This window comes from Comamonas aquatica NBRC 14918 (assembly GCF_000739875.1).
Lineage (GTDB): Bacteria > Pseudomonadota > Gammaproteobacteria > Burkholderiales > Burkholderiaceae_C > Comamonas > Comamonas aquatica.
In genome coordinates this window covers 37328-57448 of record NZ_BBJR01000034.1, presented here as the reverse complement: position 1 = coordinate 57448, position 20121 = coordinate 37328, and the positions used below count along the sequence as shown (strand labels likewise).

The following is a 20121-nucleotide window of genomic DNA, read 5'->3' as shown; positions in this document are numbered from 1 at the left end:
TAGAGGTGTGAATTACAGCTGCGAGAGCTTGGCCAGCATCTGGTCGCTGGTGGAGATGGCCTTGGAGTTCATCTCGTAGGCGCGCTGGGTCTGGATCATCTGGACCAGCTCTTCCACCACGTTCACGTTGGACGATTCCAGGAAGCCCTGCATCACCGTGCCCAGGTTGTTGGTGCCCGGGGTGCCGGCCTGCGGAGCGCCGGAGGCGGCGCTTTCGCGGTACAGGTTCTCACCGATTGGCTCCAGGCCGGCCGGGTTGATGAAGGAGGCGGTGTTGAGCTGGCCGATCTGCTGGGGCTGGGCGTTGCCGGGCACGGTCACGCTGACCACGCCGCTCTTGCTGATGCTCAGCTTGGTGGCGTCCTGGGGCACGGTGATGCCGTCCAGCAGCGGGTAACCGCCCGCGGTCACCAGCTGGCCGGTGGCGCTGCGGCTGAAGGTGCCGTCACGGGTGTAGGCCGTGGTGCCATCGGGCATCTGGATCTGGAAGAAGCCGTCGCCGCTGATGGCGACATCCAGTTCCTTGCCGCTTTCCAGGGGCGTGCCCTGGGTGAAGTTGCGGGTGGTGGCCACGGTGCGCACACCCAGGCCCAGGTGCATGCCGGTGGGCAGCACGTTCTGTTCGTCGGCCTGGGCACCGACCTGGCGCAGGTTCTGGTAGATCAGGTCTTCGAACACCGCGCTCTGGCGCTTGTAGCCGGTGGTCGAGACGTTGGACAGGTTGTGCGAAACCACATCCATCTGGGTTTGCTGGGCAGACATGCCGGTCTTGGCAATCCACAGTGAATTCATCATGGCGAAGTGTCCTTCCGTAATTCAGGGGCCGGCTTTAGCCGTTCAGGCTCAGCAGCTGGCTGGCGCTCTTGTCGTTGGTTTCGGCAGTGGTCAGCAGCTTCATCTGCTGCTCGAACTGGCGCGAGGCGGCGATCATGCCGACCATGGCTTCCACGGCGTTCACGTTCGAGCCTTCCAGCGAGCCTGCCACCATGGTGGCGTTGGCATCGGCCGGCAGGTCGCCCTGGGGCGAGCGGAACAGGCCGTCATCGCCACGCTTCAAGGTCTGTTCCTGGTTGGGGGTCACCATCTTCAGGCGGCCCACATTGATCGGGTCCTGGCCGGCCAGGGTGGCCACCACCGTGCCGTCGCCGCCAAAGCTGATGCTGGCGTTCTGCGGAATGTCGATCGGTGCGCCGCCATCGGTCAGCACGGGCAGGCCGGTGGCCGTGACCAGCTGGCCTTCGGCCGTGACTTCGAGGGCACCGTTGCGGGTGTAGGCCTCCAGGCCATCCAGCCCCTGCACGGCAAACCAGGCATTGCCGCGCGCCATCAGGTCGGTGCTCTTGCCGGTGTGGATGGCGGGGCCGGCCTGCTCCAGGTGGCCGGAGGTGGCATCCAGACCGAACACGCGCGTGGTGGAGCCCTGGCCTTGCAGTGGCACAGAGCGGAAGGTGCTCAGCTCGGCACGGAAACCCGTGGTCGAGACATTGGCCAAGTTGTTCGACAGCACCGCCTGCCGCTGCGCGGCCGCGTTGGCGCCGGTCATGGTGGTGTAGATGATGCGGTCCATTACAAACTCCTAATTGCGCGCGTCGGCTGCGCTTAGCGCAGGTTGACCAGGGTCGAGAAGATCTGGTCCTGGGTCTTGATGGTCTGGGCGTTGGCCTGGTAGGCGCGCTGGGCGGTCATCATGCCGACCAGCTGGGCGGTCAGGTCCACGGTGGATTCCTCCAGGGCATTGCCCTGGATCACGCCGAAGCTGCCGCTGCCGGCGGAGCCGTACACCGGTGGGCCGGAGTCGTTCGAGGCCACCCAGTTGTTGTTGCCATCGGGCTGCAGGCCCTGGCTGTTGGTGAACTTGGCCAGGGCCAGCTGCGCTTCGGCGCGGGTGACACCGTTGGAGTAAGTGGCCATCAGCGTGCCGTCCGAGGCCACGTTCACGGCCGTCAACTCACCCGTGGCATAGCCGTCCTGGGTCAGCTTGGCCACGGAGAAGGCGCTGCCCATCTGTGTCACCTTGCCCAGGTCGATGTCCACCGGCCAGGGACCGGGGGTGGGGTTGTTGGGGTTGGTGGTGTCGACGGTGGTGGTCAGCGTGGTGCCGGTGGGGGCTGCGAACTGGGGCACGTAGCCGGCATCACCGGGGGTCAGGCCGCCGGGGTCGGCCGCACCGCTGAAGGCGGCCACGGTTTGCAGCTTGCCCGTGGAGCTGAACACCATCTGGCCGATGGGCATGTCATTGGGGTTCAGGCTGTCGTACACAGTCCAGGTGTTGGCGCCCGACTTCTGGAAGTACATGGACAGCGGGGTGGCCATGCCTTGTTCGTCGAACACTTCCAGCGACGTGCCATAGGTGGAACGTGCTGGGGCGGGCACGGCACTCTGGTCCACGCGTGCATCCAGATTCAGCGTGGCGGTCACGGTGCTGGTCTGCTTGGCGGGGATGGGGGTGCCGGCAGGGAACACCAGGTTGCTCAGTGCCACGCTGGTGCGCAGGCCGGTGGTGGCGTCGACGGTGTAGCCCTGGACCTTGTCGCCATTGACCGTGACCAGTTCGCCGGCCTTGTTCAGCTGGAAGGCACCGTTGCGGGTGTAGGCCGTGCCGGTGCCGGTTTGCACCACGAAGAAGCCGTCGCCGTTGATGGCCATGTCCAGGCCGTTGGCGGATGGGGTGGTGACGCCTTGCGTGAACTGCTGGGACACAGCGGCCACGCTGACACCGATGCCGGTGTTGGTGCTGCTGGACGCACCCATGGCGCTGGCCACCATTTCATTGAATTCAGCGCGGGAGTGCTTGAAGCCTACCGTGTTGCTGTTGGCGATGTTGTGGCCGATGACGTCCAGGTTCTTGCTGGCAGCGTTCAGGCCGGACAGACCGTGATAGAAACCCATGGTTGACTCCTGCGAATTTAGAACACAGCCTTGACGCTGTTGTAGTTGATGCTTTCACCGTTCGCCAGCTCCAGCATGAGCGAGCCGTTGCTGATGCTGGTGGCGACCACCGCGTTGGGTGACAGCGTGGTGGACTTGACCGCGGCTTCGCCGTTGGTGGCAGTGACCTTGAAGCGCAGGTCCATGCTTTCGCCGGTGTAGTCGCTGCCGTCCCAGGTGAAGTAGTTGCGGCCCGCGTTGGCCGAACCCATCTCGATCGTGTCCACGAGCTTGCCGTTGGCATCGGTGATGGTGACCGTGACGTTGGAGGCCGAGGCATCCAGGTCGAAGGCCGCCGTGCCGGTCAGGTGCTTGGTACCGTCTTCGGCTTCCTTGGCGGCCAGGCCCAGGTGGTTACCGGCGGACAGCACGGTGTGGCCGATCATGGACACACCCTGCAGCATCTGCATGGAGGCGAACTGGCTGGTCACGCTTTCCACGGTGCTGTTGAGCTTTTCGATGCCGCTGACGGTGCTAATCTGCGCCATCTGCGATGTCAGCTGCGAGTTGTCCATTGGGCTGGTAGGGTCCTGGTTCTGCAGCTGGGCCACCAGCAGCGTCAGGAACTGGTCCTGCATGTCGGCTGCGGAGGTGACCGAGCCGCTGCCGGAGGAGGTGCTGGTGTTGGAGGAAACGCCGGAAATCATGTGCGCCTACTTTCTGTGTGCTTATTGGCCCAGCTGCAGCGTCTTCAGCAGCAGCGACTTGGCGGTGTTCATGACTTCCACGTTGTTCTGGTAGGAGCGGGAAGCCGAAATCATGTTGACCATCTCGTCCACGGCATTGACGTTGGAGTGGGTCACATAGCCCTGGGCGTCGGCCAGCGGGTGCTCGGGGTTGTGCACGCGGCGACCGGGGGTGTTGTTTTCGGTGACGTCCTTGACCTTGACGCCGGCCGCCCCTTCGGGACCCATGGGCGCGGTCTGGAAGACCACTTCGCGGGCCTTGTAGGCCTGACCATCGGGGCCGGCGACGGCGTCGACGTTGGCCAGGTTGGAGGCCACAACGTTCAGGCGCTGCGACTGGGCGCTGATGGCACTGCCCGAGACGCTGAAGATGGAGAACATGGACATGGCGGTGGTTTCCTTGTAGGTCGGTGCGCTTACTGGCCGGTGATGGCGCTGAGCATGGTTTTGGCGCTGCCGTTCAGAAAGCGCAGCGTGGCTTCGTAACGCACGGCGTTGTCCACAAAATTGGCACGTTCACGGTCCAGGTCGACCGTGTTGTTGTCCAGGCTGGGCTGCGAAGTCAGCGAATAGCCCAGGCGGCCCTTGCCGTCGGTGCCGAACTTCTCGGTGGGCAGGGGCATGTGCTGGCTGTGCGTGGTGCTGGCGGCCTGCAGCGCCTGGCGCACCGAGCCGTTCTCGCCCTGCGCGGCCTGCAGCGTCTTGGCGAAGTTGAAGTCCCGTGCCACATAGCCGGGGGTGTCGGCGTTGGCGATGTTGCTGGCCAGCACCCGCTGGCGCTCCGCACGCAACAGCAGAGCGTCGCTGTGGAAGTCCAAACGTCCGGTCATTTTGTTGAGCATGCGAATCCTTGTGCGGTGTGAAAAACGGAATGCGGGGCGCCTCCAGTCGGGCGGACTTTGGCACGTGCAGCGATTATGGAAATCCGCCGTATTTGCTAAAGCGCGAAGAAAGCAGGCTTGGGTGGGTACTTTCGGGGTTTAAAAGTCGCAGGGCTGACTACAGTGGCTGGCATGCCCCATGACCTGTTTTCGACCGCCGCCCCTCTCCGTCTTGCACGCGCCCTGGTGCGCACGCTGGCCAGCGTGGCCGTGGGCGGTGCGGTGCTGGGGGCTGGGGCGCAGGACCTGGGGCAGATCAGCAGCGAGTGGCTGCAGGGGGCACTGTCCAAATCGGCCGAGATGCAGACCATGCCGTTGCGCATGGAAGTGCAGGTGGGCCGGCTGGACCCGCGCCTGAACCTGGCGCCCTGTCAGAATGTCGATCCCTACCTGCCCAGCGGCAGCAAGCTGTGGGGCCGTACCCGTATCGGCCTGCGCTGCGTGGAAGGCGCTAAGCCCTGGAATGTGTTCCTGCCGGTCACCATCCAGGCCTTCGGCCCTGCCTGGGTGCTGACCCACAATGTGAGCATGGGCGAAGTGCTCACTTACGATCACGCCATGCAGGCCGAAGTGGACTGGGCCGAGTCGCCCCATGCCATCATCGCCATGCCCGAAGATTGGGTGGGACAGACGGCGGCGCGCAACCTGACGTCCGGGATGGCGCTGCGCCAGACTATGGTCAAGGCGGCGCAGATACTGAAACCGGGTGCCACCGTCAAAGTGATTGCCCAGGGCGGCGGCTTCATGGTGACCGGCACCGGCCGGGCGCTGGAAGGTGGCGCTGCCGGCCAGAACATCCGGGTGCGCATGGACAACGGGCGCACCGTCACCGGAACCGTCAATCCGCAAGGGGAAGTCGTGGTCGCACAGTGATACAGACGGATTTGAAAGAAAATGCTCAAGTTATCTTTCAAGCCGCCGATAGCAAGACTACAGAGCCCGGAGCGGGGCCATTGGAGAAAAACATGAAGGTCGGACAGAACACCAACGTCGAGATGCTAGCAGCCAAGCTGCAGCAGAACGCTGCGCAACAAGCCCAGCAAAAACAAAACGGCACCGCCAGCGAGGTGGTGCAGCAAACCCGCAGCAATGCGGCAGGGGTGCCCGTGACCATGTCGAATTCGGCACGCTCCCTGGACCAGAACAGCAAGACCTCGTCGGATGTGGACATGGCCAAGGTGCATGCCATCCGCGAAGCCATCGCCAACGGTACTTTCAAGGTGAATGCCAGCGTGATCGCCGACAAGATGCTGGTGGACGCCTCGGCGCTGCTGGGTCTGTCCCGCGCCTGAAGCCTTCCCGGGGCGTTGGCCGCCGCTCAGCCTTCCGACCTTCGGCTGAACGGATTGACCAACGCCCCAGCTCCATCTGAACCCGCTCAACCCGCGCCTGTCGCGCCCGCACCATGCAACTCAGCGAAGCCCTGGAACAAATTGACGGCATGATCGACCTGGTCAGTGCCCTGATCGTGGAAAACCAGCCCGAATCCACCGAACAGGCCATCCGCCAGCTGCGCGATGGCATGCAGGCCTTCGCCGGCCTGGCCCAGCGCTTTGGCGCCGAGCAGTTCACGCCCGAGAACGTGCAGCGCATGCAGGCCATGTCCGGTCGCCTGACGCAGATGCGCGGCCACATCTCCAAGATGTCGGCCATCACCGGCCAGCAGCTGGCATCGCTGATCCCTGAGCAATCGGTCCACCACACCTATGGCGGCGCCAAGCAGCCCGGCAGCGCAGCCTCGGTGGCGCGCATGTACCACATCAGCGGTTGATCTAAAAAAGAGAGCGCATGGCGCTCGTCTTTCGGATGTTTGCAGTACAAATGCCGTGCAAACGCCCAAATCACCTGTGATAACCGCTCCTGAAAAAATTAAAGCGCCTCATGAGGCGCTTTTTTTGTCGGTGGGGATGGCTGCGATACCGCACGGGGTGCGGCCGGCGGTGCCGGGCCGTCAGTGGGCCCGCATCTTGGTGCGCAGGCGCGCGATGGCCTGGCTGTGCAACTGGCAGACGCGCGATTCGGTGACTTCCAGCACGGCGGCGATTTCCTTGAGGTTCATGTCGTGCTCGTAGTACATGCCCATGACGTACTTTTCGCGCTCGGGCAGGCTGTCGATGGCCTGCACCAAGGCGGTGCGCATGCGGTCGTCGCGCAGCAGGCTGAAGGGGTCGGCATCGGCATCGGCCACATGGCGGTCCAGGAAGCTGCCGTTGTCGTCATCGCCGGGGGTGATGTCTTCCAGGTAGACCAACTGTGTGCCACGCACCTTGGACAGCAGGGACTGGTACTCGTCCAGCGCCAGTTCCATGGACTGGGCGATTTCCGATTCCTTGGGGGCACGGCCCAGCTGCTGCTCCAGCCGGTGGATGGCGTTCTCGATGTCTTTCTGCCCCTTGCGCGAGCTGCGGCTCATCCAGTCGTTCTCGCGCAGCTCGTCGAGCATGGCGCCGCGGATGCGCTGGCCGGCAAAGGTCTCGAACTGCACACCCTGGCTGGCCTCGTAGCGCGACAGGGCATCGGCCAGGCCAATCATGCCGACCTGGATCAGGTCGTCCAGCTCCACGTTGGGCGGGAGCTTGGCAATCATGTGTTGCGCGATGCGACGCACCAGCGGGGCATGCTGGCGAATCAGCGCATCGCGGTCCAGTTGACCATGGGCGGTGTACATCGACTCAGTGGCTCCACACAGCAGGCGAGGAAGAAGAAAACGCCGCTTCGCGGGCCGCCATCTCTTGGGGCGGCTGCACGGTTTCGGCGTGCTCCAGGCATTGTAGGGCCCAGCGTTGCAGGTGCCGGGGTTGCAGCGGATCGAATTGTTCGCACAGCGGCTCGGCCTGCAAATGGCGCAGTGCACACTGCGACAGCGATTTGAGCACCGGGTCCAGTCCGTAGTCGGCGGGGCGCATGGCCACCAGGCGCGGCATCAGGCCGCTGCCGGCAACCACCTGCTTGAGGGCGCGGTAGCTGCTGACCACGTTGCGTGACTGCGCTGGCACCAGTTGCAGCGGCGCCTGGCGGCAGCCTTGCAGCATGCCCACCAGCAGGGGGGCGGGGGCCAGCAGCACCACCAGGGCGTGGTTGCGCACATAGCGGTACAGCAGCTCCAGCGGGCGTGTGCCGGTGACCGAGGCCTTGTGCTGCAGCTGCACCATGCCGCGGGCTGCGGGCAGGGTGGCGACGCTCAGCGGATTGCCGGTGTCGGCCGGCAGGGCGGTGTGCGCATAGCCCAGGCGTGGCTGCAGCAGATCCTGCAGCCCGGGCAGGGCGGGGGTTTCCTGTTCGGTGCCATCCAGCACCACGACGGGGTAGCCCTGTTGCTGCAGCTGGGCGCAGGCCATCCACAGGGCGGCCGCGTCGGCGCTGTCACCGGAGGGCACCACGGGCAGCACGCGCAGCGAGGACTGCACGCCCTGCCAGCGCAGGCCGGTACCTTGGTGCCACACGCTCTCAAGCATGCAAGGCCCCTTGGGCGTTGCCGATGGACGATTCCGTGAAGTAGAAGTCCATGTCCAGCGACGAGGGATCGAAGGCCGACTTGGTGTGGGCGCGCATGGAGGTGGCGACCAGTTCGCCGGCATTCGCACGCTCGAAATCTTCGGGCACGCGCTGGCCGTTGGTGATGCCGCGCAGCACCATCTGGTGGCGGATCAGGGCGTCCAGGGCGGGGGCCAGCTTCACGGCCTCGTCCAGCTTGGACAGGATGGTCTGCTTGCAGCCATCGCGCTTGAAGGCAGCCAGCGATTCGTCCAGCGTATCGCCGTGGGCGCCGGCATTGGCCACCAGCAGGCGTTCCACGCCGGGCAGGTTCAGCACTTCCAGGATGTCGTCCTTGCGCGGGTCGCGCGGGGCCACGCCGGTGGTGTCGATGATGACCATCTTCTTGCCGGCCAGCAGGCCCAGCAGGTCCTGCAGGGCGGCCTTGTCGTGGGCCAGGTGGGCCACCACGCCCAGCATGCGGCCGTAGGCGCGCAGCTGCTCGTGGCCGCCGACACGGTAGGTGTCCAGCGTGATCAGGCCCACGTTGTGGGGGCCGTGCTTGGCCGCGCACAGGGCGGCCAGCTTGGCGGCCGTGGTGGTCTTGCCCACGCCGGTGGAGCCGACCAGGGCGAACACGCCGCCCTTGTCCCACAGGGGGGCTTCGGCACTGTCGGTGCGCAGGTTGCGCTCCAGCACCTGCATCAGCCACTTCAGGGCCTCGGCGGGGCCGTGGTCCTGGGGCAGGCGCTCCATCATGGCGCGCGACAGGGCGGGCGAGTAACCGGCGCGGATCAGCTTGAGCATCAGGTTGCTCTGCAGCGGATTGGCGCGCGTCTGGTTCATCCAGGTCAGGGTGTTGAAGCGCTCTTCAATCAGTTCCTTGACGGACTGCAGCTCGTGCATCAGTGCGGGGGCGGCGGCCGGTGCGCTGGCCTTGCGCGGTTCGGCGGGCAGCTCCACCGCCAGACCGCGCAGGGGGTTGTGCTTGATGACCGACGGCGCGGTGGGCAGTGGCGCGCTGTCGCGCACGGCATCCAGGCGGTTCTTGCGGGCGAAGGTGGGCAGTGCCTCGGTGGCGACGCTGTCGCTCATCTCTTCGTTGCGGCGGCGCAGCATGCGTTCGCGCACATAGTCCTGGAAGGACAGGGTGCTCATGGCCAGTTGCTCGGTGTCCTCGGCCACGCTCTGGCGTGCGCTGGCCTTGATCACGGGCTTGGCCTGTTGCAGCTGGGGCTCCACGCGCAGCGGAGACTTGGGCGCTTGCTTGGGGGCGCGGGTCTCTTCGGCCTCGCGCGCCTGGATGGCGGCCATCAGCCCGGGGCTGGTGGTGCGGCCCTTGTCCAGGTTGCCCAGTGCATCTTCCGCAGTCGCCATGACTTCCACGCCATGGGCCGTGGGGCGGTTCGACAGGATCAGGGTGCTGTCACCAAAAGCGGCTCGCGCCTTGTCCAGGGCTTCGCGGGACGTGGGGGCTAAGAAGCGTTGGATGTTCATGCGTTTGCACCTTTAAGGATAGGGCCGATGCGGATGGTGTGGGTCTCGGGGATTTCGCTGTGCGCCAGCACTTGCAGGCGTGGGGCCACACGGCGCACCAGGCGTGCAATGGCGTTGCGAATGGCGTCGGGCACCAGCAGGCAGGCGGGCATGCCCAGCTCTTCCTGCTTGTTGGCGACCTCGGCCGCGCGTTGGGTCAGCATGTCGGCCACACCGGGGTCCAGCGAAGGCGCTTGCGGGTTGGACAGGGCTTGCACCAGCAAGCGTTCCAGACCGGGCTCGATCGCAATGACGTTGAGTTCGCGGGTGGGACCGTAGATTTGTTGCACGATGGCCGGCGACAGGGCGATGCGCACGCGGCGCGCCAGTTCGGCGGCATCCTGGGTCGTGCCGGCGTTCTCCGCCAACGTTTCAATGATGGTGCGGATGTCGCGGATGTGCACAGCGTCCTCCAGCAGCAGCTGCAGGACCTTCTGGAACGTTGTGACGGTGACCATCTTCGGAATAACTTCTTCAATCAACTTGGGCGCGGACTTGGCCACGTGCTCCACCAGTTGTTGCACCTCGTTACGGCTCAACAGCTTGGCAGCATGCATTTGCATCAAGTGTGACAAATGTGTCGCCATCACGGTTTCCGAATCAACGACCGTAAAACCGGCCATTTGTGCCGCTTCCTTCTGGCGTTCGTCGATCCAGTGGGCGGGCAGGCCGAAGGCCGGGTCGGTGGTGGGGGTGCCGATCAGCGGGGTGCTGATGCCACCGGGGTTGATGGCCAGGTACATGCCGGGGAAGGCCTCGCCTTCGCCCACCATCACGCCGCGCAGGGTGATGCGGTAGGCACTGGGCTTGAGCTCCAGGTTGTCGCGCACGTGCACGGCCGGCGGCAGGAAGCCGACTTCCTGGGCAAACTTGCGGCGCACGCCCTTGATGCGGGTCAGCAGGTCGCCCTGGCGCTTCTTGTCCACCAGCGCGATCAGGCGGTAGCCCAGCTCCAGGCCCAGCAGGTCCACGGGCTGCAGGTCGTCCCAGGTGGCTTCGCTGTCCTGGGCGGGGGCGGCCAGTGCGCCGCTGGGGGCGCTGTTGTCGGTTCCGGCGGCACCGCTGGCGGCGGCCTGGCTCTTTTGCTGCTTCTTGCGGTGCACCATCCAGGCGCCGTAACCAAACAGGCTGCCCATCAGCAGGAACACGGTGTGGGGCATGTTGGGGATCAGGCCCAGCATGATCAGGATGGCGCCGGTGATGGCCAGGGCGCGGGGCGAGGCCAGCATCTGGTCGGCGATCTGCTTGCCGGTGTCGTTGTCCTTGCCGACGCGCGAAATGACCATGGCCGAGGCCACGGAGATCAGCAGGGCGGGGATCTGGGCCACCAGCGCGTCACCCACGGCCAGCAGGATGTAGCTGTTGGCGGCGTCGCCGGCGCTCAGGCCGTGCTGGGCCATGCCGATGATGAAGCCACCGATGATGGTGATGATCAGAATCAGGATGCCGGCCATGGCATCGCCGCGCACGAACTTGGAGGCGCCATCCATGGAGCCGAAGAAGTTGGCTTCTTCCTGCACCTCGGCGCGGCGGCGCTTGGCTTCGGCTTCGTCGATCAGGCCGGCGTTCAGGTCGGCGTCCACGGCCATCTGCTTGCCGGGCATGGCGTCCAGGGTGAAACGGGCCGAGACTTCGGCGATACGCTCGGCACCCTTGGTGATCACCACGAAGTTGATCACCACCAGGATGGCGAACACGATCAGACCCACGGCAAAGTTGCCGCCGATCAGGAAGTGGCCGAAGGCCTCGATCACCGCGCCCGCGGCGCCAGGGCCGGTGTGGCCTTCCATCAGCACCACGCGGGTCGAGGCCACGTTCAGCGACAGGCGCATCAGCGTCGTCAGCAGCAGCACCGAGGGGAAGACCGCAAAGTCCAGCGGGCGCACCATGTAGGCGGCGATCATCATCACCATCAGCGCGGTGGCGATGTTCAGCGTGAAGAAGGTGTCCAGCAGCCATGGCGGCATGGGCAGGACCATCAGGGCCAGGATGGCAATCACCAGCAGGGGGGCGCCCAGGCTCTGGAGGGCCATGCCGTTCTTGGCGTTCCAGGCTTGCAGGTTTTTGAACAAGGCGGTGCTCATGGTGGCAGTGCTTTCTAACGCTTAAGACTGTGCGGCCGCAGCACGTCGGGTGTGCGGATCCAGTTCCGGGGGCACCAGGGGCTGAACCAGCTCGCCCGGGGCAGGGGCCTCGCCGCGCATCGCGGCCTTGAGGCGGTAGACATAGGCCAGCACCTGGGCCACGGCGGTGTACAGCGTGGACGGGATGGACTGGTCGATTTCGGCGTGTGCGTACAGGGCACGCGCCAGCATGGGGGACTCCAGCACGGGGATGTCGTGGGCCTTGGCCACTTCGCGGATCTTCAGGGCCACCAGGTCGGCGCCCATGGCCACGACCTGGGGTGCCGCCATATTGCTTTCGTCGTAGCGCAGGGCCACCGCGTAGTGGGTGGGGTTGGTCACCACGAAGTCGGCCTTGGGCACGGCATTGACGCTGGCGCGCTGGGCGATCTCGCGCTGCTTCTGGCGGATCTTGCCCTTGAGCTCGGGGCTGCCCTCGGACTCCTTGTGCTCCTGCTTGACTTCCTGGTGGCTCATCTTCAGGCGCTGCAGGAACAGGAACTTCTGCAGCGGCACATCGATCAGCGCCACGGCAAACACCACCAGCAGGAGCAGCAGCAGGCCGGTCACGATCCAGTCGCCCACGCGGGCCAGTGCGGCTGCGCCGCCCAAGGATGGCAGGGAGGCCATGTCCGGAATGCCGGACTTGATGTGAAACCAGCCCACCGTGCCCAGGATGAGCATCAGCAGCACGTTCTTCAGCGCTGTGATCAACTGCTGCTTGGAGAAGACGTTGCCCAGGCCCGAGATCGGGTTGATGCGGTTGAACTGCGGCATGATGGGCTTGAGGCTGTAGATCCAGCCGCCAGACATCAGCGTCGCCGCGATCGAGGCCGCATTGATTACCAGAGCAAAGATCACGCAGCCCAGGATGCCGATCCAGGCCATGTCCACCAGGCGCTCCATCATCAGTTGCGGCGACAGCACGGTCTCGGCATTGAACGACATCTGCCGGCCCAGGGCGATGCGCAGGTGGTGCATCAGCGTCGGGCCGCCCACGATCACGACCAGCGAGCCCACCCCCAGCACGGCCAGATGGCCAAGATCCCGCGAGCGCGACGTCTGTCCGTCCTCGCGGGTTTTCTGCAGCTTCCTGGCGGTGGCTGGTAGGGATTTATCTTGGCTCGATTCCATGGCGGCATGAGGGAAAGGTGTCATGCCATTGTCCGCAAGCGGCCAGAACGCTAAAGCGGGAAAAGCGCGCCACAGGTGGCGCTATTTCAACGCCCGCAGCGGTGGCGGGCGGTGGGCAATCTGCTAGGTGCCCGAGCAATGCTCTAAATACAAGAGCTGTCAGCGCTTATTTTTCAATCGCTTCAGAAGTAAAACTATCTAAAGTGCTTGAAATGCAAGCGCTGGCAGCTCACTTTTTTAAAAGCCCAAACTGGCCAGCAAATCGTCCACCTGGGACTGTGAGGTGACCACGTCCTGGGCGTTGGGGTCCACCACGGGGCCTTGCAAGACCGGGTGCGCCGGCTGGTCGGCTGCCGCGCTGGGGTTGTGCGCCGCTTCCTCGGGGGCGGCCTCGGCCAGGGCGGCCGCCCACAGATCGTCCGCCTGGTCGGCGGCCACGGCCGCACCGGTCGCCATGGCGGCAGCGGCGCTGACCTCGCCCGCATCCAGCAGTGGCTGGTGGCCGGCCGGTTGCGGGGCGGTCTGCAGCAGCAGCTCAATCAGCTGGTTCTCCAACGTGCCGGCCAGGGTCACGACCTTGGCGATCACCTGACCCGTCAGGTCGTGGAAGTCCTGCGCCATCATGATGTCGGTCAACTGGTTGTCCACGATCTCCGTGGCCTTTTCCATGTCTTCCAGGTAATTCATGATGTGGCCCTTGGCCACGGCCGCCACCGGGTCGGCAATCATGGACTGGCGCATCTGCTTGGTGCGCGCCACGATGCTGGACTGGCGCTCCTTGGCATCGTCCACCAGGGTCAGCACCTTCTCGGCCGCCTGGCCGGTCAGGCGGGCAATGTAGGACAGGCGGTTTTGTGCATCCGGGAGCTCTTGGGCCGTCCCGCGCAGGCGGTCGGCATAGCCCAACTCGCGCAACGCGTCGTGCAGCTGGCGTGTCAGCAGTCCGATCTTGTTGTGCACCTCGCCATGGTCGAAGCCTGCGGGTGGGCCGGCGTTGGGCGGTGTGTGTTCCATGGCTTTACCCCAGGCCCACCTTCTTCAGGATCAGGTTCACCTTCTCTTCCAGCGTGGCCTTGGTGAAGGGTTTGACGATGTAACCGGCCGCGCCACCCTGGGCCGCGGCGACGATGTCTTCCTTGCGGGCTTCGGCGGTCACCATCAGCACGGGCAGGTGCTTGAGCTTGTCGTCGGACTTGATTTCCGTCAGCAACTGGAAGCCATTCATGTTCGGCATGTTGATGTCGGACACCACGAAGTCGAACTTGCCGTTGCGCAGCTTGTGCAATGCCGCCACGCCGTCTTCGGCCTCATCGGCCTCGGTGAAGCCGCTCTCCTTGAGCAGGTTGCGCACGATGCGGCGCATGGTCGAGAAGTCGTCAACAATCAAAAAGCGAAGGTCGTTGGCCACGGGGGACCCTTTCGGTCAAAAAAGCTCTGAATGAAACCTGTGCCAAGCACGGGCTTCGTCCTGTTTTCACAAATTGTCACGGAGTTTGGGCTGCAGGTGGGGGATTGTCCTGCTTTTCCGTTTCCAATTTGCTGTCTGGGTGGACAGTCGGGGTTTGCTTGCCCAGCAAGCGTTCCTCTGCCTCATGCGTCAGCACGGTGATCGTGATGCGCCGGTTTTGCGGCGCGCGTGGGTCGTCCGGGTGCAGCAGGTCGCTGGCTGCCAGCCCCACCACGCGTGCCAGTTTGTCGTTGGGCATGCCGGCTGCCACCAGTTCGCGGCGCGAGGCGTTGGCCCGGTCGGTCGACAGCTCCCAATTGCTGTAGCCGCGTTCGCCCATGCCATACGGCGCAGCGTCGGTGTGGCCCGCCAGGCTGATGCGGTTTTCCACCCCGCCCAGGGCTGAGCCAACCTCGCGCAGGATGTCGCGCATGTAGGGCTTGACCATGGCGCTGCCGATGTCGAACATCGGGCGGTTCTGGTCGTCTACGATCTGGATCTGCAGGCCATCGGGTGTCACGTCCATGCGGATCTGCGAGCGGTATTCGTTCAGCGTGGCATTGCTGGAAATCATGGCGTCAATCTTGGCGCGCAAGGCCTGGATGCGCTGGGCGTCCTGCTGCGCGCGCTGGCGCTTGGTGTCCACCTGGCGGCGCTGGCTTTCGCTCTCAGCTTCCGAGCGCTTGACCTGGCCATACACCTTGGTCAGGTCGTTGCCGCCCCCGGGGATGACGCTGGAGCTGTTGCCCGAGCCGTCGCCCCCGGCCATCGCCACCTTGAGGGGCGAGTTGAAGTACGCGGCAATCCCCTGCAGGTCACCCTTGGAGGTCGAGCCCAGCAGCCACATCAGCAGGAAGAAGGCCATCATCGCCGTCATGAAGTCGGCATAGGCAATCTTCCAGGCGCCGCCGTGGTGACCATGTTCACCCTTCTTGACGCGCTTGATGATGATGGGCTGCAGCTTCTTGTCATTCGCTGCGCCCGCGGCTGCGCCGCCGGGCTGGTTGGGTGGCGGCATGGATTACTTCCTCTTGACGTGCTCTTCCAGCTCCAGGAAGCCAGGCCGCTCGGTCGAGTACAGCACCTTGCGGCCAAACTCAATCGCCGTGGGCGGGTTGTAGCCCTGCATGCTTGCGATCAGCGTGCACTTGATGCACTCGTATTCTTTGGCGGCGTCCTGGTTGCGCTGCTCGATCAGCCCGGCCAGGGGTTCCACCAGAGCATACGCCAGCAAAATGCCCAGGAACGTACCCACCAGCGCCGAAGCGATCATGCCGCCCAGCACCGAAGGCGGTTGCCCGACGGAGCCCATGGTGTTCACCACCCCCAGCACCGCTGCCACGATACCGAAAGCCGGCAGGGCACCGGCCAGGCGCTGCAGCGCCGTGACCACACGGTGCTCCTCCTGGTGGTGGGCATCCATTTCGTTTTCCATCAGGGATTCGATTTCGTGCGAGTTCAGGTTGCCCGACACCATCATGCGCAGGTAGTCGGTGATGAACTCCACCAGATGCTGGTCTGCCAGCAGTTCGGGGTACTTCTGAAAAATTTCCGAATTTTGGGGCTCTTCCACATCCATTTCGATGGCCATCAAGCCTTCCTTGCGGGCCTTTTGCAGCAGGTCGTACAGCAAGGCTAACAGGTTCATGAAGCGGCCTTTGTTGTGCTTGGCGCTTTTGATGCAGCTGCCCAGCGCCGATGCCGTCGCCTTGAGCACCTTGGGCGGGTTGGTCACGATGAACGCGCCCAGGGCGGAGCCGCCGATGGTGGCCATTTCGAACGGCAGGGCTTTGGCAAGCACACTCATGTTGCCGCCATGCAGGGCATACACGCCGAAGATACAGCCGAAGGCGATGATGTAACCAATAAGTACAAGCATGGCGGTGATTTTGTCAGACTGAATGTCGATCAAAGGAAGGAACTGGTGTGAAAGCCAGCGTCTCTTCTTTGTTTTGGGTGGGGGATGGCTCGGTAAGCTCGGATGCACAAGGTGGGCTACCTGCCAGTTATCGGCAAGTTCGCCTGTTCCTTGAATGCTTTGTCCTGGCGGCTTGTTCAGCAGGCAGGCCACGGCCCGCCCTTGTCCGCCGGCGCCCAGATGTCCGTGTTTTTTTTCTGACGGTGGCCGTTTCTGGCGGGCGTGCCAAGACATCCGTGCAGGTGTTTGTATGCAGTGCACCTCTGTCTGCGCAAAGAGCAGGTTTGAGTGAAGAACATGCAGCGACTGATGGCAATCACATATCTCAACTGACAGATCAATGAATATTCAGACAGAAGAAAATTTTTGTGGCCTAGACAAAAAATCACCATTGTCAAAAAATTTTAATATCCTGAGATATGAAGATGGTTCTATGTCAACCATTCCTCATGGGTTCTTCAGGGACTGGTTGGATAATGATTTGTTGGATGCGGGTTTTGGTGATTTTTATATTGGAAGATGTTCCGGTGTTGGTGTCGGATCTGTGGTGAAGTATGACACGGCCACGCAGTCACTCAAAATAGGAAGATATGTTGCAGGTGGTTTGCGGCTCAAGTTTATTTTGAATGGTCAGCATGATATGGAATCTATCTCCATCGCCATGCTTTCTTTTTTGGCTGACGGTTTGAAAAATACGCCTGTACCGCAATACCAGGACACAGTGATCAAGAATGATGTCTGGATTGGTGACGAAGCGATGTTCCTCGGTGGCAGCGTTGTGGAGAATGGTTGCGTGATCGGGGCCCGAAGTTTGCTTCCGCCTAACTTTAAATCGGAACCATATGGTGTTTACGTTGGCTCACCAGCGCGGTTAGTAAGATTTAGATTTTCGGAAAAAATCCGTGAACTCCTTTTGCAACTGGAGTGGTGGAATATGCCCCTGAACTGGTTGCGAGTAGAGAATGATAAATTTCTCTTGAACCTCGCTCGGATGGCAGAAGGTGCTGCGATAGATGTGCTGCAGGGTTTGATAGAGAGTAAAAAGCAAATGCTTAAAAAGAGCAGAGGGTAAAATGAAAATCAATAATAAGGCTGTGAATGTAGCCCAGACTCTTGAATCCTTGCCGGAAGATGGCATGGAATGTGCCATCTATTTGCAGCAGCAGTGGCGGTTTGAAGATGCACGCAAAAAATACGAGGAATTGCTAAGGGGAAATCCCGAAGATGCCAGCGCTTTGCACAATATCGGGGTGCTATTTTCGGTGCAACTCTTGGAGCCTTCGACCGCCTTGCCCTACTTTGAGGCCGCACTCAATATCAACCCAACGCGTCTGCAGTTTTGGTTTAGTTATATCGATGCGCTGATCAAGGCTGATGCTTTGGAAGTGGCCGAACATGTTTTGAGTTTGGCCAGTGGTTATGGGCTCAACGATTTGCAAATTGCCTCGTTTGAGCGAGATATACGCCTGGCCCGAACCACTGTGAACGATCTCGTGGCTGTCGCTTTGAAAAAGGCCGCTCCACTGCCAGAGCCGCAGCCTGTTCAGGCGGTAGCTTCAGTGGGTGACGAGCCAAGCATCGCCGATTTGCAGCAATTGCTGAGCCTCTTCAATCAGAAAAAATATGAGCGTGCCATAAAGAATGCCTCGACTTTGCTGGTGCGATTCCCGACATCGGCATCGGTTTGGCGATTGCTGGCGGAGTCGGAAAAACGTGCCGGGCATTGGCAAAAGGCTCTGGAAGCGTATCGGCAGGCTGCATCCCTGTTGCCTGCCGATGCATCCGCCCAGATGCTGTGGGCAGACGCCTTGCTGGGTGCTGGGCAGCAGCATGAGGCAGCGGCGGTTCTACAGAGGATTCTGCGCATGCAGCCTGACTACGCTGCGGCGCATGCAAAGATGGGCCAAGTTTTTCAGGCGCAAGGCGCGCTGGAAGAGGCTGTGCAAAGTTATGCCCGAGCCTTGCAGCAAGAGCCGAACAATCCAATTTTCCTTGAAAAATTTGGCGCCACTTTGCGCTTGCAAGGTGACCAAGATGGCGCACTGGTCTGTTTTAAAGCCGCTGTGGATGCAAGCCCAAATTCTGCAGAGTTATTGGATGCCTATGGGGTTACCTTGCGCAACCAAGAGCGATTAGGGGCTGCGGAAAATGCTTTTAGGCAAGCTTTAAAAATTCATCCTGGCTACACCCAGGCGCTGCGCAACCTGTGTCATTTACTGGAAGTGCATGGTCGATTTGCTGAAGCCGAAGCCGGTTTGCTGCGCTGTGCAGAAATCGACAATGAAAGCCCGGAAAGCCTGTATGAAATTGGCCGTAACCTGGTGCAGCAGAAAAAAGAAGATGAAGCATTGGAGTGGCTGCGCCGAGCAATCAAAGCCCAGCCAGATTACGCTGCGGCCCATATTACCCTTAGCGCTGCATTGAATGCCACCGAAGATCCCTTGGCAGCTATGGAGGAAATTAAGGCCAGTATTAAAGTCTTGCCCAATATTCCGCACTTGCATACCAATTTAGGGATTGTGAACCTCTCCCTTAGCCGCGCTGATGATGCCATTGCATGCTTTCGCAAGGCATTGGAAGTTGCGCCTAACTTCTCCCATGCACGCAGCAGCATGCTGTTTGCCCTGAGTCATAGCATCAAAATCACCCCCGAAGAGCTGTACCGAGAGCACCGTGCTTACGGAAAATTGATTGAAGAAGAGGTGAAAGGAAAGGAATACACCACCTACACCAATAGCCGTACCACCGATCGGCCTCTAAAAATAGGCTTTGTTTCTGCTGACTTAAGGAATCACGCGGTAGCTAAATTCGTCATTCCATTCTTTGAAGAATTGCATAAGCGACCAGAATTTATTACCTATGCCTATTCCAACCACGGTGCAGTGGATGAATCAATGCTCGCTATCCAAAAAAATATGGATGTTTGGCGGACGGTCGTGCAATGGTCAGACGATAAACTGGCTGAAAAAATTCGAGAAGACCAAATTGATATCTTGGTAGATATGAGTGGCCATACTGCTGGAGATCGACTGAAGGTTTTTGCACGCCATCCTGCTCCAGTGCAAATGACGTGGCTTGGATATCCTGGAACGACGGGGTTGAAAGCAATGGACTATCTTGTGACGGAAGAGAGTTTATTGCCGGGGGAAAATATCAGTCCCCAGTTCACTGAGAAAATTATCAGACTGCCACGTGCATTTTCTTTTGATGGAAAAAATACGATACAACCTGTTGGTGCTGCTCCCTGTATAGAAAATGGTTTTATTACATTTGGCTCTTTTAACCGGCTTAATAAAATCAATAGGGAGGTGATTGCTTTGTGGTCAGCAGTATTACGGGCTGTTCCTGACTCCCGTTTACAAATGGCGGCAATGCCAGCTAATGGAGCTCCTGAAGAGCTATTGGCTTGGTTCCAGGAAGAGAGTATTTCTGAAGATCGATTGTATTTTTACCCGCGTTCTGGTTTTTCAGAGTATCTCAAGTTGCATAATCAGGTTGATTTATGTTTGGATACTTTTCCATATACTGGTGGAACCACCACACTCCATGCATTGTGGATGGGAGTTCCGACATTGACTTTGGCCGGAAAAACTTATCCAAGCTATCAAGGTGCTTTAGTGGCTCATCAAGTAGGGCTTGAAAAATACTTAGTGGCAAGAGATTTTGAAGACTTTATTCAGAAGGCTGTTTTTATGGCTAAAAATAAAATATTTTTAAATATGATTAGAAAGAATTTGGGAAAATATTTAATTAAAAGTAATAATGAAAAAATATCTCAGATAGTTGATGGTTTTACTAAATCATTTTTAACGGTTTGGTCAATGTGGTGCTCTGGTAGCAAACCAGGGAATATAAAAATAGATGATGAAAGTATAGGTTTTAATAAAGATTTTCCCGATTGGGAAGAGTTTTTTAAATTTATTTAGATATATTTTTTAAATAAAATATAATTATCTTTATGGAGATGCTTTGAAGTCTTTTAAAAGCCTCTCCT

At 61.0% G+C, this 20121-nt stretch carries 20 protein-coding genes; 5 read left to right on the top strand and 15 right to left on the bottom strand.

Annotated elements, in window-relative coordinates; genetic code table 11:
• Positions 1-12: 12 nt before the first annotated feature.
• Genes flgG through flgB form a run of 6 tightly spaced genes read right to left on the bottom strand, consistent with a single transcriptional unit; the run spans position 13 to position 4456 of the window.
• Entirely contained in the window at positions 13-795 is a 783-nt protein-coding gene (flgG, locus tag CA2_RS05645; protein WP_042413623.1) for a flagellar basal-body rod protein FlgG, read from the bottom strand.
• 34 nt (positions 796-829) lie between these two features.
• Positions 830-1567: a flagellar basal-body rod protein FlgF gene (gene flgF / locus CA2_RS05640; RefSeq protein WP_042413620.1), complete on the bottom strand. Its 738-nt coding sequence runs from the start codon at positions 1565-1567 to the stop codon at positions 830-832.
• A 32-nt stretch (positions 1568-1599) separates the two neighbouring features.
• Positions 1600-2889, bottom strand: coding sequence for a flagellar hook protein FlgE (gene flgE / locus CA2_RS05635; RefSeq protein WP_042413617.1), 1290 nt, complete (start codon positions 2887-2889; stop codon positions 1600-1602).
• A 17-nt stretch (positions 2890-2906) separates the two neighbouring features.
• Positions 2907-3575: a flagellar hook assembly protein FlgD gene (locus CA2_RS05630; RefSeq protein ID WP_042413615.1), complete on the bottom strand. Its 669-nt coding sequence runs from the start codon at positions 3573-3575 to the stop codon at positions 2907-2909.
• A 21-nt stretch (positions 3576-3596) separates the two neighbouring features.
• Entirely contained in the window at positions 3597-4001 is a 405-nt protein-coding gene (gene flgC / locus CA2_RS05625; RefSeq protein WP_042413612.1) for a flagellar basal body rod protein FlgC, read from the bottom strand.
• Between the two features lie 29 nt (positions 4002-4030).
• Entirely contained in the window at positions 4031-4456 is a 426-nt protein-coding gene (gene flgB, locus CA2_RS05620; RefSeq protein WP_042413609.1) for a flagellar basal body rod protein FlgB, read from the bottom strand.
• Positions 4457-4627: 171 nt separating this feature from the next.
• Between flgB and flgA the strand changes: the two genes are divergently transcribed.
• From flgA to CA2_RS05605, 3 genes are all read left to right on the top strand, one after another.
• On the top strand, positions 4628-5368 hold the full coding sequence (gene flgA / locus CA2_RS05615; RefSeq protein WP_042413830.1) for a flagellar basal body P-ring formation chaperone FlgA: 741 nt from the start codon (positions 4628-4630) through the stop codon (positions 5366-5368).
• 92 nt (positions 5369-5460) lie between these two features.
• Positions 5461-5787: a flagellar biosynthesis anti-sigma factor FlgM gene (flgM, locus tag CA2_RS05610; RefSeq protein WP_042413606.1), complete on the top strand. Its 327-nt coding sequence runs from the start codon at positions 5461-5463 to the stop codon at positions 5785-5787.
• A 113-nt stretch (positions 5788-5900) separates the two neighbouring features.
• Positions 5901-6266 carry a hypothetical protein gene (locus CA2_RS05605; protein WP_042413602.1) on the top strand — a complete coding sequence of 122 codons (366 nt, stop codon included), beginning with the start codon at positions 5901-5903 and terminating at the stop codon, positions 6264-6266.
• Positions 6267-6446: 180 nt separating this feature from the next.
• Here CA2_RS05605 and CA2_RS05600 read toward each other — a convergent pair whose 3' ends face one another.
• The 9 genes from CA2_RS05600 to motA form a co-directional block, all read right to left on the bottom strand.
• A complete protein-coding gene (locus CA2_RS05600) occupies positions 6447-7163 on the bottom strand; it encodes an RNA polymerase sigma factor FliA (protein WP_042413599.1) in 717 nt (238 codons plus the stop codon).
• Positions 7164-7167: 4 nt separating this feature from the next.
• Complete coding sequence (locus CA2_RS17150) at positions 7168-7950, bottom strand: hypothetical protein (protein WP_052369844.1); 783 nt, start codon at positions 7948-7950, stop codon at positions 7168-7170.
• Entirely contained in the window at positions 7943-9466 is a 1524-nt protein-coding gene (gene flhF, locus CA2_RS05590) for a flagellar biosynthesis GTPase FlhF (RefSeq protein ID WP_042413596.1), read from the bottom strand. The genes CA2_RS17150 and flhF overlap by 8 nt, the downstream gene beginning before the upstream one ends.
• Positions 9463-11589, bottom strand: a complete 2127-nt coding sequence (gene flhA, locus CA2_RS05585; RefSeq protein WP_042413593.1) for a flagellar biosynthesis protein FlhA — start codon at positions 11587-11589, stop codon at positions 9463-9465. Before flhA ends, flhF begins: the two co-directional genes overlap by 4 nt.
• Positions 11590-11610: 21 nt before the next feature.
• Positions 11611-12762, bottom strand: a complete 1152-nt coding sequence (flhB, locus tag CA2_RS05580; protein WP_042413590.1) for a flagellar biosynthesis protein FlhB — start codon at positions 12760-12762, stop codon at positions 11611-11613.
• Between the two features lie 237 nt (positions 12763-12999).
• Positions 13000-13776: a protein phosphatase CheZ gene (locus tag CA2_RS05575; protein ID WP_042413588.1), complete on the bottom strand. Its 777-nt coding sequence runs from the start codon at positions 13774-13776 to the stop codon at positions 13000-13002.
• A 4-nt stretch (positions 13777-13780) separates the two neighbouring features.
• Positions 13781-14170 carry a chemotaxis response regulator CheY gene (gene cheY / locus CA2_RS05570; RefSeq protein WP_042413586.1) on the bottom strand — a complete coding sequence of 130 codons (390 nt, stop codon included), beginning with the start codon at positions 14168-14170 and terminating at the stop codon, positions 13781-13783.
• A 76-nt stretch (positions 14171-14246) separates the two neighbouring features.
• Entirely contained in the window at positions 14247-15227 is a 981-nt protein-coding gene (gene motB / locus CA2_RS05565; RefSeq protein ID WP_042413582.1) for a flagellar motor protein MotB, read from the bottom strand.
• Between the two features lie 3 nt (positions 15228-15230).
• Positions 15231-16088 carry a flagellar motor stator protein MotA gene (gene motA, locus CA2_RS05560; RefSeq protein WP_042413827.1) on the bottom strand — a complete coding sequence of 286 codons (858 nt, stop codon included), beginning with the start codon at positions 16086-16088 and terminating at the stop codon, positions 15231-15233.
• A 379-nt stretch (positions 16089-16467) separates the two neighbouring features.
• Here motA and CA2_RS05555 point away from each other — a divergent pair, with 379 nt between their 5' ends.
• Positions 16468-17199, top strand: coding sequence for an LbetaH domain-containing protein (locus tag CA2_RS05555; RefSeq protein ID WP_042413579.1), 732 nt, complete (start codon positions 16468-16470; stop codon positions 17197-17199).
• A 1-nt stretch (position 17200) separates the two neighbouring features.
• Positions 17201-20053, top strand: coding sequence for an O-linked N-acetylglucosamine transferase family protein (locus tag CA2_RS17475; RefSeq protein ID WP_081888881.1), 2853 nt, complete (start codon positions 17201-17203; stop codon positions 20051-20053).
• Positions 20054-20121 lie beyond the last annotated feature (68 nt).

Bases quoted from the DNA above. Each gene is read 5' to 3' on its own strand.
- flhF (WP_042413596.1), bottom strand. From the start codon at position 9,466: ATGAACATCCAACGCTTCTTAGCCCCCACGTCCCGCGAAGCCCTGGAC.
- flgC (WP_042413612.1), bottom strand. From the start codon at position 4,001: ATGTCCATGTTCTCCATCTTCAGCGTCTCGGGCAGTGCCATCAGCGCC.
- flgA (WP_042413830.1), top strand. From the start codon at position 4,628: ATGCCCCATGACCTGTTTTCGACCGCCGCCCCTCTCCGTCTTGCACGC.
- flgG (WP_042413623.1), bottom strand. From the start codon at position 795: ATGATGAATTCACTGTGGATTGCCAAGACCGGCATGTCTGCCCAGCAA.
- CA2_RS17475 (WP_081888881.1), top strand. From the start codon at position 17,201: ATGAAAATCAATAATAAGGCTGTGAATGTAGCCCAGACTCTTGAATCC.
- flgM (WP_042413606.1), top strand. From the start codon at position 5,461: ATGAAGGTCGGACAGAACACCAACGTCGAGATGCTAGCAGCCAAGCTG.
- flhB (WP_042413590.1), bottom strand. From the start codon at position 12,762: ATGGAATCGAGCCAAGATAAATCCCTACCAGCCACCGCCAGGAAGCTG.
- CA2_RS05575 (WP_042413588.1), bottom strand. From the start codon at position 13,776: ATGGAACACACACCGCCCAACGCCGGCCCACCCGCAGGCTTCGACCAT.
- CA2_RS17150 (WP_052369844.1), bottom strand. From the start codon at position 7,950: ATGCTTGAGAGCGTGTGGCACCAAGGTACCGGCCTGCGCTGGCAGGGC.
- motA (WP_042413827.1), bottom strand. From the start codon at position 16,088: ATGCTTGTACTTATTGGTTACATCATCGCCTTCGGCTGTATCTTCGGC.
- CA2_RS05555 (WP_042413579.1), top strand. From the start codon at position 16,468: ATGAATATTCAGACAGAAGAAAATTTTTGTGGCCTAGACAAAAAATCA.
- flgF (WP_042413620.1), bottom strand. From the start codon at position 1,567: ATGGACCGCATCATCTACACCACCATGACCGGCGCCAACGCGGCCGCG.
- flgB (WP_042413609.1), bottom strand. From the start codon at position 4,456: ATGCTCAACAAAATGACCGGACGTTTGGACTTCCACAGCGACGCTCTG.
- motB (WP_042413582.1), bottom strand. From the start codon at position 15,227: ATGCCGCCACCCAACCAGCCCGGCGGCGCAGCCGCGGGCGCAGCGAAT.
- CA2_RS05600 (WP_042413599.1), bottom strand. From the start codon at position 7,163: ATGTACACCGCCCATGGTCAACTGGACCGCGATGCGCTGATTCGCCAG.
- flhA (WP_042413593.1), bottom strand. From the start codon at position 11,589: ATGAGCACCGCCTTGTTCAAAAACCTGCAAGCCTGGAACGCCAAGAAC.
- flgE (WP_042413617.1), bottom strand. From the start codon at position 2,889: ATGGGTTTCTATCACGGTCTGTCCGGCCTGAACGCTGCCAGCAAGAAC.
- CA2_RS05605 (WP_042413602.1), top strand. From the start codon at position 5,901: ATGCAACTCAGCGAAGCCCTGGAACAAATTGACGGCATGATCGACCTG.
- CA2_RS05630 (WP_042413615.1), bottom strand. From the start codon at position 3,575: ATGATTTCCGGCGTTTCCTCCAACACCAGCACCTCCTCCGGCAGCGGC.